This window comes from Actinomycetospora lutea, assembly GCF_028737205.1.
Classification (GTDB): Bacteria; Actinomycetota; Actinomycetes; order Mycobacteriales; family Pseudonocardiaceae; genus Actinomycetospora; species Actinomycetospora lutea.
In genome coordinates this window covers 92,094-104,626 of sequence record NZ_JAQZAL010000005.1, presented here as the reverse complement: position 1 = coordinate 104,626, position 12,533 = coordinate 92,094, and the positions used below count along the sequence as shown (strand labels likewise).

The following is a 12,533-nucleotide window of genomic DNA, read 5'->3' as shown; positions in this document are numbered from 1 at the left end:
GCGTCAGCGCGCGCCGCGCAGGCCCAGGACGTCCAGCCAGGCGGTGATGCCGTCGAGGGCCGCCTTGCCGCCGGCCTCGGTCTCGGCGAGCGGGGTGAACGTGCGCTCGTCGCCCTCGCCGGTGACCTGCTTGGCGGCGAAGGGGATCGGCACGGTGGCCGGCACCGGCGACATGCGCAGCGCGATGAGCACGGGGAGCAGCGCCTCGGTCGCCCGCGCGCCCGCGGCCACGCCGCCGTACCCGAGCAGCGCCACGGGCTTGCCCGCCCACTCCTGGTTGAGGTGGTCGAGCGCGTTCTTCAGGGCGGCGTTGTAGCTGTGGTTGTACTCGGGGTGGACGATCGCGAAGGCGTCCGCGCGCGCGATCGTCGCGCTGAACGCCTTCGTCGAGTCGAGCGTGTAGCGGCCGAGGCGGGGGTGCTCGGGCTCGGCGAACATCGGGAGGTCGACGTCGGCGAGGTCGACGATCTCCACCTCGAACGCCCCGTGCTCGCGGGCGTAGGCGGCGAACCAGCGCGCGATCGGCTCACCGACGCGCCCGGGGCGGGTGCTGGCGACGATGATCTGCAGCAGGGGGCGGGCGGCCTCCGTCATGGGGCTCCTTCACGCGGGAAGACGGTTGAGCTGACAACCATCTTCCTCCTCGACGCCGCCACGCGCCCGGTGACCTACCCCGGCGGGGTCGTGCCGAGCCGCCGCGCGATCTCGTCGAAGACGTCGCTGAGGCGCTGTCGCGCCCCGGGGTTGGCCATGCCCTGCTGGCCGGGTCCCGGCCCGCGCACGGGGTCGAAGCTGTCGAGCGCGGGGTGGGGGAGGGCCGCGTCCCACGTGGTCTCCGCGTTCCGGCTGAGCAGGGCGACCACCTGCAGCTTCGGGAGCAGCTCGAGCAGGCCGGGCAGCCAGCGGGCGCCGGCGCGCAGGTCCTCGACGCCGGGGTTCTTCCCCTTCGGCAGGGGCTGGGGCACCGCGTTCCAGTGGGTGATGCGCTCGGGCTCGAGCCCGATGCGCAGGCACTCGTCGAAGCAGTTGCGCGAGGGGAAGTCCTTGTTCTCCAGCGAGAGCAGCCCCGACCCGCCGCGGTCACGGATCGCGTGCTCGCTGGGGTGGGAGAGCACGAACAGGACCTCGGCCCCGGTGCCGCCGTGCGCCGGGTCGGGGTAGGGGATGCCGCCGGGCTCCAGGCCCAGGGCCCCCGCGACCTCGTCGGCGTAGGCGATCAGGGGTGCGGCGTGCGGCGCCTTGAAGTCCATCATCTTCCGCGCGCGTCTCCGCGGGCCCTTGACGAGATACCCCCCGGGGGTATGGTGCGAGCCATGGACCACACCACCACCACCGGGACCCGAGGCTGGGCGTCCGTGTCCTGGTCCACCGCCGCCCAGGCCACACTGCACTGCCTGACGGGCTGCGCCATCGGCGAGGTGCTCGGCATGGTCATCGGGACCGCGCTCGGGCTGCACGGCGCGGTCACCGTCGTGCTGTCCGTGACGCTCGCCTTCGTGTTCGGCTACGCGCTGACCATGCGCGGCGTGCTGCGCGCCGGGGTCGGGTTCCGCCAGGCCCTGCGCGTCGCCCTGGCCGCCGACACCGTCTCGATCGCCGTCATGGAGATCGTCGACAACGGCCTCATGGTCGGCATCCCCGGTGCCATGGACGCCGGGCTCGCGAGCGTCCTGTTCTGGGGCTCGCTGGCCTTCTCGCTGGCCGTCGCGTTCGTCGTCACGGTGCCCGTCAACCGCTGGATGATCGGCCGCGGGCGGGGCCACGCCGTGGTGCACGCCCACCACGCGGGGTGAGCGCGGCCGGGCCGGGCGGAGGTGCCGCCCGGCATGCTCTCCTCGGGACGTGATCGACGCCGTGTCGGTCGTGGATCCGGGAGGACGCATGATCGACAGGTCGGTGATCGGGCGCGAGGCCGTCAGCGAGGTCGTGACCCTGGAGCGCAGCCGGCTGCGCCTGTTCGCCCGCCTGCTCGGCCATCCGCCCGACGGCGTGCACCGCGACGTCGCGGCCGCGCGCGCCGCCGGCCACCCCGACCTCGTCGTGCCGCCGACCTACCTCGCGGGCCTCGAGACCGAGACGGAGGCGATCTACCGGACGCTCGAGGACGTCGGCGTCGACCTCTCCGCCGTCCTCAACGGCGAGCAGCACTTCACCTACCACCACCCGCTGCACGCGGGCGACGAGATCGTCTTCACCACCCGGGTCACCGATGTCTACGCGCGCGGCGAGGGGCGTCTCGAGTTCCTGGTGCGCGAGTCGGCCGTGACGCGCGCCGGCGAGCTGGTCGCGCAGCTGCGCAACACCATCGTCGTCGTGCGCGAGGTGGCGGCGTGAGCGCGCTCGAGGTCGGCACCGAGCTGCCGCCCGTGGAGACCGGCCCGATCACGCGGGCGATGCTGGCGCTGTTCGCGGGCGCCTCCGGGGACCACAACCCGATCCACATCGACACCGACGTCGCGCGCGCCGCCGGGTTCGACGACGTCTTCGCGCACGGCATGGTCGCGATGGGCCACCTCGGCCGGGTGCTCGTCGCGTGGTTCCCGCAGGAGCGGCTGCGCGGGTTGGGCGGGCGGTTCCGCCGGATCACCCCGGTGCACGCGCGGCCCCGCTGTCACGGCCGTGTCGAGGAGATCGTCGAGGTCGACGGCGAGCGTCGCGCGCGCCTGGCGCTGTGGGTGACGATCGACGACGGCGACCCGGTGATCACGGGCTCGGCGGAGGTCGCGCTCGACTGACCCGTTCGGCCCAGCGTGCTCGGGGCGGGTGACACCTGGTGAGCATGTCCTTGACCGACTTCGGTCCGCCGGGGCGAGAATCGGGGTGGCTACCCCTGCCGACGACGCCCAGGAGCGGACCCATGAAGAAGCTTCTCAACGACCCGGCCAACCTCGTCGCGGAGTCGTTGCGCGGTGTGGAGCGTGCTCACCCCGAGCTGCGCATCGACCACGAGAACCGCATCCTCTACCGCGCCGACGCCCCGGTGTCGGGCAAGGTCGGGATCCTCTCCGGCGGGGGCAGCGGTCACGAGCCCGCGCACGCCGGCTTCATCGGCCCGGGGATGCTCGACGCGGTCTGTGCCGGCGAGGTGTTCACCTCGCCCGTGCCCGACCAGATGGCCGAGGCCACCAAGAAGATCGACGGCGGCGCGGGCGTCCTGCACCTCGTCTGGAACTACACCGGCGACGTCATGAACTTCGACATGGCCGCCGAGCTCGCCGCCGCCGAGACCGACACGCAGGTCGAGGCGGTCGTCATGAACGACGACGTCGCGGTGGAGGACAGCCTGTTCACCGCCGGGCGCCGCGGGACCGGTGCCGCCATCGCCGTCGAGAAGATCGTCGGCGCGGCCGCCGAGCAGGGCCGCAGCCTGTCCGAGCTGGCCGACCTGGCCCGCCGCGTCAACGACAGCTCGCGCAGCATGGGCATGGCGCTGACGTCGTGCACCGTCCCGGCCAAGGGCAGCCCCACCTTCGACCTGCCCGACGACGAGATCGAGATCGGCATCGGCATCCACGGCGAGCCGGGCCGGCGCCGGGTCCCGCTCGCCTCCGCGCACGACATCGCCGGGATGCTCGTCGACCCGATCCTGGCCGACCGCGACTTCACCGGCGGCGAGGGCGTGCTCGTGTTCGTCAACGGCATGGGCGCCACCCCGCAGCTCGAGCTGTACCTGATGTACAACGAGATCGCCGCCCTGCTCGACAAGGCGGGGATCGTCCCGGTCCGCACGCTCGTCGGGCCCTACGTCACCAGCCTGGACATGGCCGGCTGCCTGGTGTCGATCACTCGCTTCGACGACGACATGCTCCGGCTCTGGGACGCCCCGGTCGCCACCTCCGCCCTGCGCTGGGGCATGTGATGGCGGATGTCGACCTCGACACCCTGCAGCGCTGGCTGCGGACCTTCGCCGCGTCCGTCGCCGAGCAGAAGGACGCCCTGACCTCGCTCGACGCCGCCATCGGCGACGCCGACCACGGCGCCAACATGCACCGGGGCATGTCCGCGGTCGTCGAGGGCCTGTCCACGCCGCCCGCGGACCCGGCGACGCTGTTCAAGCAGGCCGGGATGACGCTGGTGAAGTCGGTCGGCGGGGCGAGCGGGCCGCTCTACGGGACGTTCTTCCTGCGCATGGCCCCGGCCACGGGCGGGGCGGCCGCGCTCGACCCCGAGACGTTCGCGAAGGCGCTGCGGGCGGGACTCGAGGGCGTGGTCGCCCGCGGCAAGGCCGAGCTCGGCGACAAGACCATGGTCGACGCGCTCACCCCGGCCCTGGACGCCCTCGACGCCGCCCTGAGCAGCGGCGAGTCGCTCGCCTCCGCGCTGCGGGCGGCGTCCGCGGCCGCCGACGAGGGCCGCGACGCCACCACGCCGATGGTCGCCCGCAAGGGCCGCGCGAGCTACCTCGGCGAGCGCAGCGCGGGCCACCAGGACCCGGGCGCCACGTCGACGGCCCTCCTCGTCGCCGCGGCGGCCACCGCCGTCGCGGAGCAGGGGGACGGGTGACGGTCGGGATCGTCGTGGTCTCCCACAGCCGGGCCCTCGCCGACGCGGCGGTGGCGCTGGCCGGGGAGATGGTCACCGGGGACGGCCCGCCGCTGGAGGTCGCCGCCGGGCTCGACGACGGGGGCTTCGGCACCGACGCCGTGGCCATCGGCGAGGCCATCGCGGGCGCCGACCGCGGCGACGGGGTGGTCGTGCTGATGGACCTCGGCAGCGCCGTGCTGTCGGCCGAGCTCGCCCTCGAGTTCCTCGACGACGACGTCCGCGAGCGCGTCGTGCTGTGCCCGGCGCCGCTGGTCGAGGGCCTGGTGGTCGCCGCGGTCAGCGCGGCGGGCGGGGCCCCGGCCGCCGAGGTGGCCGCCGAGGCGTCCGACGCGCTGCTGGCGAAGTCGGGCCACCTGGGGCCTGCGCCCGCCGAGGCCGCGACGCCCGAGCCGAGTGCGGGGGCCGAGGAGACCGCCACGTTCACCGTCGGGATGCCGCACGGGCTGCACGCGCGCCCGGCCGCGGCGCTCGTGGGCGCGCTGCGCGGCCTCGACGCCGACGTCCGCCTGCGCAACGTCACCGTCGACGGGCCCGAGGTGTCGGGCGCGAGCCTGTCCCGGGTCGCGACGCTCGGCGCGCTGCAGGGCCACGAGATCGCCGTCCGGGCCGGCGGGGGCGACGCCGCCGAGGCCGTCCGGCGCCTGCTGGCGCTCGCCGAGGACGACTTCGGCGAGTCCGCGACCGTCGCCCCGCCGGCGCCGGTGAGCACCGGTCGCCCGATCCCCGCCTCGGCGGGCATCGGGATCGGGCCGGTGCTCGCGGCGGGTGCCGCGACGGTCGCCGTGCCCGCGCCGGTGCCCGGGGACCAACGCCGTCGCCTGGACGACGCCCGCGCGGGCGTCCGCGACCACCTGCGGACCGTCCGCGACCGGGCCGCCCGCGACATCGGGGCCGCCGAGGCGGCGATCTTCGACGCGCAGGCGCTGCTGCTCGACGACCCGGAGGTGCTCGCCGACGCCGGCGCCCGCCTCGACGCCGGCACCGACGCGGCGCAGGCCTGGGCGGACGCGCTCGACGAGGTCGAGGGCCGGCTGGCGGCGGCCGCCGACGAGTACCTGCGCGCCCGGGCGGCCGACGTGCGCGACGTGCGCGACCAGGTGCTGCGCGCGCTCGGTGGCGTGGCGGACGCCGACACGGCGGGCGACGGGATCCTCGTCGCCGACGAGCTCACGCCCGCCGAGGCCGCCGTGCTCGACCCCGCCCGCACGCCCGCCGTGGTCCTCGCCGGCAGCAGCCCCACCGCGCACGCCGCGATCCTGCTGCGCGCCCGCGGCGTGCCCGCGGTCGTCGGCGTCGGCGCGGCGCTCGCCGCCCGGGCCCGCGAGGCCGCCGTCCTCGCCGTCGACGGGAGCACCGGCGAGGTGGTCGTCGACCCCGACCCCGCGGCGCTGGCGGACTTCCGTGCCCGCGCCGAGGCGCTGACCGAGCACCGCGACGAGGCGTCGCGCCGGGCCGGCGAGCCGGCGGTCACCCGCGACGGCACCACCGTGCTCGTCGGCGTCAACGTCGGCTCGGCCGCCGACGCGCGGGCCGGGGTCGGGGCGGACCTCGCGGGTCTGGTGCGCACCGAGTTCGGCTTCCTCGATCGTCGCGAGGCCCCCGACGTGGACGAGCAGGAGGCGGCCTACCGGGCGATCGCCGAGGCCATGGGCGGGCGGCGGATCACCCTGCGGACGCTCGACGTCGGTGGCGACAAGCCCCTCGACTACCTGCCGATGCGAGCCGAGGCCAACCCGTTCCTCGGCGTGCGCGGCATCCGGCTGGCGCTGGCCCGCCCGCCGCTGCTCGCCGACCAGCTGCAGGCGATCGTGCGCGTCGCCCACGATCACCCGGTCGACGTCATGTTCCCGATGGTCGCGGGCACCGACGAGCTCGCCGCCGCCCGCCGAGCGCTGGACGAGGCGGTCGAGGCCGTCGGCCGCGGGCGTCCCGCCGACCTCCGTGTCGGGATCATGGTCGAGGTCCCGGCGGCCGCCCTCAAGGCCGCCGCCTTCGCCCCGGACGTCGACTTCTTCTCGATCGGCACCAACGACCTCACCCAGTACACGCTCGCCGCCGAGCGCGGCAACGACGCCGTCGCCGCGCTCGCCGACGCCCTCGACCCCGGAGTGCTCGCCCTCATCGCGGCGACCGCCGAGGGCGCGGGGGAGGACGTGCTCGTCGCCGTCTGCGGTGAGCTCGCCGGCGACGAGCAGGCCGCCGCCCTGCTGATCGGGCTGGGGGTGCGCGAGCTCAGCGTCGCCCCCGGGTCCGTGGCGACCGTGAAGCAGGCGGTGCGGGACGTGGACCTCGCGCTCGCCCGCGACCTGGCCGCGGCCGCCCTGACCTGCCCGGACGCGACAGCGGTGCGGTCGCTCCTGCGCTGACGGAAATCGCCCTTGTGGGCGGTGTCCCGGCGGCCCCCCGCGGTGACATCGTGGGCAGAGCCTGCGGGGGAGACCAGCCATGACCTCTGCTGAGGATGCTGAGGATCGGCAGAGCGATGTCCTCACGCTGGACGACGCCGAGCTCGTTCGCCGCGCGTCAGCGGGTGATCGCGCGGCGTTCGCTGCGATCTACGACCGGTACGCGGACGCCCTGTTCGCCTTCGCGGTGGCGATGGTGCGGGACGGGCACGAGGCCGCGGACGTCGTCCAGGACGTCTTCGTGGTCGCCGCGACACGGTGGGGCCGGCTGCGGGACGCGGGGCGCCTCAGGCCCTGGCTCTACGCGATCACCCGCCACGAGGCGCTGCGGCGCACCCGGCGACGCGAGCAGCCCACCGAGGAGCTGCCCGACGTCCCGGCCCCGGGGGACGATCCCGCGCGTCGCATCTCGCAGGCGGAGCTCGCGCGGCTGGTGCAGGCCGCGTGCGAGGGCCTCGCCGATCGCGACCGCGCGGTGCTCGAGCTCCACCTTCGCCACGGGTTGTCGGGAGCGGATCTCGGCGCCGCGCTCGGCGTGGGCGCCGCTCACGCGGCCGACCTGTTCTCCCGCGCGCGGGAGAGCCTGGATCGGGCCGTCGGCGCGCTGGTCCTCGCCCGTCACGGCGCCGGCGACTGCGCCGAGCTCGCCGGGCTCCTCGCGGGCCGGGACGGGCGTCCGACCCCGCCCATGCGCAAGCGCCTCGCGCGCCACGCGGACCGGTGCCCGGTGTGTACCGAGCAGCGGCGACGTCGCGTGCACCCGTCGGCCCTGTTCGCCGCGATCCCGTTCGTCACCGCGCCGCTGTGGCTGCGGGACAGGACGGTGGGCTCGGTCGAGCTGGTCGCGCACACGCGGCCCCTGCCCCCGGGCACGGACGGCGAGTGGTGGCCGCCCCCGGTCAGGGAGGAGGCGGCCGCGGGCCGGTGGTTCCGCCGACGCCCGAGGGCGGTGCGCACCGTGCTGGTCGCGTCGGTACTCGCCGCGCTGCTCACCGCGGCCTGGATGCTCACGCGGCCGGCGATCGCCGTGTCGACCTCGTCGCCGACCTCGAACTCCGGCGAGATCGCACCGAGGCCACCGGGTGCCGGGCCCCCGGCCGCGCCGTCCGCGGCCCCGCCGACGACCGCGACGCCGCCCACCGCCGCGCCGCCGATCATCCCGGCCGAGGACGAGCCGTCCGACGGCGCCGACTCCCCGCCCGGCGAGCGCGCCGATCCGCCCGTGGGGGACGACGGGGACGGCGGGAACGGCGACGACGGGGGCGGCGAATCCGGTGGTGACGACGGTGGTGACGACGGTGGAGACGACGGTGGAGACGACGGTGAGAACGGGGACCAGCCACCGGACGACGGCGACGGTGGCGCCTCCGGCGACGACGGTGGCGGCGACGACGAGTTCCAGGTCGAATGACGGCGCGGGCACGACCCCGGGAAGCTCCCGGTCCATCGCGATGAGTCGGTCAGACTCGCGATCAGCGCATGACAACGGTGTCATTCGGCACTCGGGCCGGCTGATAGCGTCGGTGTGGTGAACGGGTCCTCGGCGCGGGTCGCTTCGGTGATCGCCGTCGTGCTCGTCGCGTGCGGGTTCGACCTCCTGGCCGACGAGTCGCTCCTGCACGTCCTCGGGGTCGCCCTGGCCGCCGCGAGCGTGGGCGTGGTCCGCCTCGCGCTGCGGGGCCGCCTGCAGGGCCTGTTCGTCGTCGTCAACCTGGCCGTGCTCGTGCAGCCCGCCGCGCATGCGCTGACGACGCTGACCCAGGCGGGCGCCGCGCGCCTGCACCACGAGCACGTCGTCCCCGAGCACCTGACCGCGCTGGCCCTCCAGCTCGCGATCACGCTGCTCGTCGTGGTGGTCGCGAGCAGCGAGCCGCTGCTCGTCGCGGGCCGCCACGCCCACCTGCGGCTGCTGCGGGCCGCCCTCGGGCTCGCGCCGGTGCCGGCGCCGGGCACGCCGCGGCCGCGCCCGCCGGAGCCCGCGGCCCGCGTGGGGCGCCCGGCCGCCCTCCTGCGGTGCCGCCCCCACCGGGGCCCGCCCGCCGTCGCCGTGTCCGTCGCCTGACCCCACCCGGCCGTCCGCCGGGCGGGGCTCCCCGCGCCGGCTCGGCCCGCCGTGCCCACGGACACCGCTCGACCCGCACCGGGGTCGACCCATCTCGAAGGCTGCCGCGTGACGCTGTCCGCATCCCTCCCGACCGACCTCCCCGCGACCGCGAGCCACGGGCCCGTGTCGCTGACCTGCCCCTGGTGCCGTGACCGGCTCGCGTTCACCCCGACCCCCGTCGCGGCGTTCGCCGGGTCGTTCGGTGTCCTGACCTGCGGCTGAGGCGAGTACCCCGTGCTCGACGGCATCCCGGTGGTGCGCCGCGGACGCGTGGACGTGCAGGAGCACGCGACGGGGCGCACCGAGGTCGACGGCCCCACCGCCGGCGACCTCGTGGCCCTGCTCCGCGCCGGCCGCGGCGTCGACGCGCTCGTGGCGATGCTGGCGTTCCCGCCGCGGCTGCCGGGTCGGCTCACGCGGCGCGGGCCCGTGGCCGCGCTGGCGCTCGCCGCCCGCCGCGCCGAGGTCCGCGCGATGCTCGACGAGGTCGACGCGCTGACCGCGCAGGACTGGATGGAGCTCGCCTACCTGCGGTCCTCGGAGCGGATCGACGATGAGATGTTCGGCTACTTCTTCGTCCGCTACGGGCAGCCGCGCTACCTGGCGTCGATCTCCCTGCTGCGGGCGCTGCCCGACACGGACGCCCCGGTGCTCGACCTCGCGTGCGGGTTCGGCCACACGATGTACCACCTCGGCGCGCGGGCGCGGCCGGTGCGCACGGTGGGGGTCGACCGCAACTTCTTCCAACTGTGGGTGGGGCGCCGCTACATCGCCCCCGGCCAGACGTTCGTCTGCGCCGACCGGGTCGACGCGCTGCCGTTCGCCGACGACGCGTTCGCCGCCTCCACGTGCACCGACGCGTTCCACTACTTCGACGACCAGCAGGGCGCGATGGACGAGCTGCGTCGCGTGGCCCGCGCGGACACGGTGCTCATCGACCGCGTCGGCAACCGCGCGATGGAGCCCCGCGACGCCGCGGGGGAGCGGGACGCCGCCGGCTACGTCGCTCTCCTGCGCGGAGCGCCGTGGCGTCTGACCAGCGAGGACGAGGTCGTCCGCGACTACCTCGACGGCCACGGCCCCCGCCTGGCCGAGCGGCGCCACCCCGCCGGGCTGCGCCGCAGCAAGTGGCTCGCGCTCTTCTCGAGCACCGACCGCAGCCTGTTCACCGACCACGGCCCGTTCGACGCGCCGCCCCACGCCGCGGGAGCGCTGGGGATCAACCCGGCCTACGCGGTGCGCCGCGACGGCGACGACGTCGTGCTCGCGTTCTCGTTCCCGTCGACCTGGTACGCGTTCGAGAACGCGGCGATGCTCGGCTACACCTCGCCGGGCGAGCGCCTCGACGCCGAGGAGTTCGAGGACCTGGTGGCCGGGCGGGCCGGCGGGTCGGTCGCGGAGCTCGTCGAGCGCTTCGTCCTGCTCGGGCTCCCGCCGCGCTACGCCCGCCGGCCGGGGTCGGCGCCGCACGCGTCGGTGCTGCGGGGCCTCGCGGCCGGGGTGCGCTCATCGGTGGCGGCTACGCGGGCGGGCGCGAGACGTCGTCGATGGTGAGCGTGCCCAGGTCGGTGTTGGCGATCCACACCTCGGTGCCGTCCGGGGAGACGGCCAGGGCGACGCCGTCGGCGAACTCCTCGACGAACCAGCCCGTGCTGACCGCCCGGGTCGCGACGTCGACGGCGGCGAGCTCCGGCGGGTCGGTGGCCAGCGTGACGAACACCCGGGAGCCGTCACGGGCGACCGCGATCCCCGACACCGGACCGGGCAGGGCCACCTCGTCGAGCGGGGCGGCCCGGTCGGGGTCGACGAGGGTCAGGGCGTGCCGCGGGTCGGTGCTGCCCAGGTAGATGGTGTCGCCGTCCGGGGCGGCGACGGCGAGGTGGGCGGGTGCGCCGAGCCGGATCGACCGCACGGGGGCGCCGGTGCGGACGTCGACGACCTCGGCGGTGGAGCGGCGGTCGTCGACGGCCAGCAGCCGGGTGCCGTCCACGCCCGCCGCGAGGCCCCCGGGACGCCGGTCGAGCCGGCCCACGGCCCGCCCGGTCCCCAGGTCGACGACCAGCACGCCGGCGCGGACCGGGACGAACACGGTGGTCCGACGGGCGTCGACCACCGGTGCGCCCACCGCAGGCTCCGGGAGCGGCAGGGTGGCCGCGACGGCCGACCGGCGCAGGTCGACCACGACGAGCTCGTCGCGCGCGCGGCGGGTGGTGGCCACGTACAGCTGCTCGCCGGCGGCGTCGGCGACGGCGCCGACGGTGCGCCCGTCACCGAGCGGGATCTCCGCGACGACGCCGCGCCCGCGGGTGTCGAGCACCGTGACCGTCCGGCTGCCCGCGTTGGCCACGACGGCCTCGGCGCCGCTCGCGGTGAAGGCCACCGCCACCGGACTGATCCCGATCGAGATCCCGGTGCCTGCGTAGCGGCGCACGGCGGCCACGCCCGCGACGACGACGAGGGCGACGAGCGCGACGACGAACGTCCGGCGGACCCACCGGGGCAGCGGCCGGGGGGCGATCGTGGACCACCGGTGCGGCGCGACGACCCGGTCGGCGGGGGGCGGCTCCGGGTCCGGCTCCGGCGGGTCGAGCGGCGCGGTGGGGCGTCGCCGCAGTGCCGCGGCGGCGTACGCGGCGAACGCGCCGGCGCTCGCGTACCGCGCCGCCGGGTCCTTCGCCATGCCGCGCGCGACGACCTCGCCGAGCGCGGCGGGGACGTCGTCGGGCAGGACGGGGGGCGAGAGGTAGAGGTGCGCCCCGACCAGCGCGGACGGGTCCCCGTCGCCGAACGGCGGCGCGCCGGTGAGGCACTCGTGCAGGACGCAGGCGAGCGCGTACACGTCGGACCGCGCGTCGGCGGGCTCGGCGCGCAGCCGCTCGGGCGCCATGTAGGCGAGCGTCCCGATCACCGCGCCGTCCTCGCCGACGCTCACCGAGCCCGCGGGGCGCGCGATGCCGAAGTCCGCGAGGTGGGCGAAGTCGTCCGGGCCGACGAGGACGTTCGAGGGCTTGACGTCGCGGTGCACCAGCCCCGCCCCGTGGGCCGCGTCGAGGGCGGCGGCGACCTGCGCGACCAGGGCGACCGCCCGCCGGGGGTCGAGCGGGCCGGCGCGGAGCAGCGTGGCGAGGTCGGTGCCGTCGATGAGCCGCATGTCGAGGTAGAGCTGGCCGTCGATCTCCCCGTAGTCGTGGACGGGCACGACGTGCGGCTCCCGCAGGTCGGCCGCCGCCTCGGCCTCGCGACGGAACCGCTGCCGGTAGCCCTCGTCGGCGCCGAAGCGGGCGTGGAGCAGCTTGAGGGCGACCCAGCGCGAGCGGCGGGTGTCCCACGCGTGGAACACCTCGCCCATCCCGCCGCTGCCCAGCGACCGGCCCAGGCGGTAGGGACCCAGCTCGGCGGCCACGCACTCCAGCGTCCACCAGCGACGACGCCGTCACCACCGCCCGTCGGGGCTCAGCGCGACGCGGACGCCCTTCCGC

General features: G+C 76.2%; 13 protein-coding genes. 10 read left to right on the top strand and 3 right to left on the bottom strand.

Features of this window, described 5'->3' with window-relative positions:
* Nucleotides 1–3 precede the first annotated feature (3 nt).
* Nucleotides 4–594, bottom strand: coding sequence for an NADPH-dependent FMN reductase (locus tag PHK61_RS07850; RefSeq protein ID WP_274280418.1), 591 nt, complete (start codon nt 592–594; stop codon nt 4–6).
* A gap of 74 nt (nt 595–668) precedes the next feature.
* Nucleotides 669–1,253, bottom strand: coding sequence for a uracil-DNA glycosylase family protein (locus PHK61_RS07845; protein WP_274280417.1), 585 nt, complete (start codon nt 1,251–1,253; stop codon nt 669–671).
* A gap of 60 nt (nt 1,254–1,313) precedes the next feature.
* Between PHK61_RS07845 and PHK61_RS07840 the strand changes: the two genes are divergently transcribed.
* The 10 genes from PHK61_RS07840 (at nt 1,314) to PHK61_RS07795 (ending at nt 10,608) form a co-directional block, all read left to right on the top strand.
* Nucleotides 1,314–1,793 carry a DUF4396 domain-containing protein gene (locus PHK61_RS07840; protein WP_274280416.1) on the top strand — a complete coding sequence of 160 codons (480 nt, stop codon included), beginning with the start codon at nt 1,314–1,316 and terminating at the stop codon, nt 1,791–1,793.
* 88 nt (nt 1,794–1,881) lie between these two features.
* Complete coding sequence (locus PHK61_RS07835) at nt 1,882–2,334, top strand: FAS1-like dehydratase domain-containing protein (protein WP_274280415.1); 453 nt, start codon at nt 1,882–1,884, stop codon at nt 2,332–2,334.
* Nucleotides 2,331–2,735 (top strand): MaoC/PaaZ C-terminal domain-containing protein, encoded by a 405-nt coding sequence (locus tag PHK61_RS07830; RefSeq protein ID WP_274280414.1) that lies wholly within the window; start codon nt 2,331–2,333, stop codon nt 2,733–2,735. Before PHK61_RS07835 ends, PHK61_RS07830 begins: the two co-directional genes overlap by 4 nt.
* Nucleotides 2,736–2,857: 122 nt before the next feature.
* Complete coding sequence (gene dhaK / locus PHK61_RS07825; protein ID WP_274280413.1) at nt 2,858–3,859, top strand: dihydroxyacetone kinase subunit DhaK; 1,002 nt, start codon at nt 2,858–2,860, stop codon at nt 3,857–3,859.
* Nucleotides 3,859–4,503, top strand: coding sequence for a dihydroxyacetone kinase subunit DhaL (gene dhaL / locus PHK61_RS07820; protein ID WP_274280412.1), 645 nt, complete (start codon nt 3,859–3,861; stop codon nt 4,501–4,503). Before dhaK ends, dhaL begins: the two co-directional genes overlap by 1 nt.
* Nucleotides 4,500–6,911 carry a phosphoenolpyruvate--protein phosphotransferase gene (gene ptsP, locus PHK61_RS07815; RefSeq protein WP_274280411.1) on the top strand — a complete coding sequence of 804 codons (2,412 nt, stop codon included), beginning with the start codon at nt 4,500–4,502 and terminating at the stop codon, nt 6,909–6,911. Before dhaL ends, ptsP begins: the two co-directional genes overlap by 4 nt.
* Nucleotides 6,912–6,990: 79 nt before the next feature.
* On the top strand, nt 6,991–8,361 hold the full coding sequence (locus PHK61_RS07810) for an RNA polymerase sigma factor (RefSeq protein WP_274280410.1): 1,371 nt from the start codon (nt 6,991–6,993) through the stop codon (nt 8,359–8,361).
* 117 nt (nt 8,362–8,478) lie between these two features.
* Entirely contained in the window at nt 8,479–9,012 is a 534-nt protein-coding gene (locus PHK61_RS07805; RefSeq protein ID WP_274280409.1) for a hypothetical protein, read from the top strand.
* 108 nt (nt 9,013–9,120) lie between these two features.
* Nucleotides 9,121–9,276 (top strand): hypothetical protein, encoded by a 156-nt coding sequence (locus tag PHK61_RS07800; RefSeq protein WP_274280408.1) that lies wholly within the window; start codon nt 9,121–9,123, stop codon nt 9,274–9,276.
* Between the two features lie 12 nt (nt 9,277–9,288).
* Complete coding sequence (locus tag PHK61_RS07795; RefSeq protein ID WP_274280407.1) at nt 9,289–10,608, top strand: class I SAM-dependent methyltransferase; 1,320 nt, start codon at nt 9,289–9,291, stop codon at nt 10,606–10,608.
* On the opposite strand, the gene PHK61_RS07790 is transcribed toward PHK61_RS07795, so the two are convergent.
* Entirely contained in the window at nt 10,574–12,457 is a 1,884-nt protein-coding gene (locus PHK61_RS07790; RefSeq protein WP_274280406.1) for a serine/threonine-protein kinase, read from the bottom strand. The two genes, PHK61_RS07795 and PHK61_RS07790, sit on opposite strands and share 35 nt — an antisense overlap.
* Nucleotides 12,458–12,533 lie beyond the last annotated feature (76 nt).

Excerpts from the sequence above, each read along its gene's own strand:
- PHK61_RS07850 (WP_274280418.1), bottom strand. The coding sequence starts at position 594 with ATGACGGAGGCCGCCCGCCCCCTGCTGCAGATCATCGTCGCCAGCACC.
- PHK61_RS07845 (WP_274280417.1), bottom strand. The coding sequence starts at position 1,253 with ATGATGGACTTCAAGGCGCCGCACGCCGCACCCCTGATCGCCTACGCC.
- PHK61_RS07840 (WP_274280416.1), top strand. The coding sequence starts at position 1,314 with ATGGACCACACCACCACCACCGGGACCCGAGGCTGGGCGTCCGTGTCC.
- PHK61_RS07835 (WP_274280415.1), top strand. The coding sequence starts at position 1,882 with ATGATCGACAGGTCGGTGATCGGGCGCGAGGCCGTCAGCGAGGTCGTG.
- dhaK (WP_274280413.1), top strand. The coding sequence starts at position 2,858 with ATGAAGAAGCTTCTCAACGACCCGGCCAACCTCGTCGCGGAGTCGTTG.
- dhaL (WP_274280412.1), top strand. The coding sequence starts at position 3,859 with ATGGCGGATGTCGACCTCGACACCCTGCAGCGCTGGCTGCGGACCTTC.
- PHK61_RS07810 (WP_274280410.1), top strand. The coding sequence starts at position 6,991 with ATGACCTCTGCTGAGGATGCTGAGGATCGGCAGAGCGATGTCCTCACG.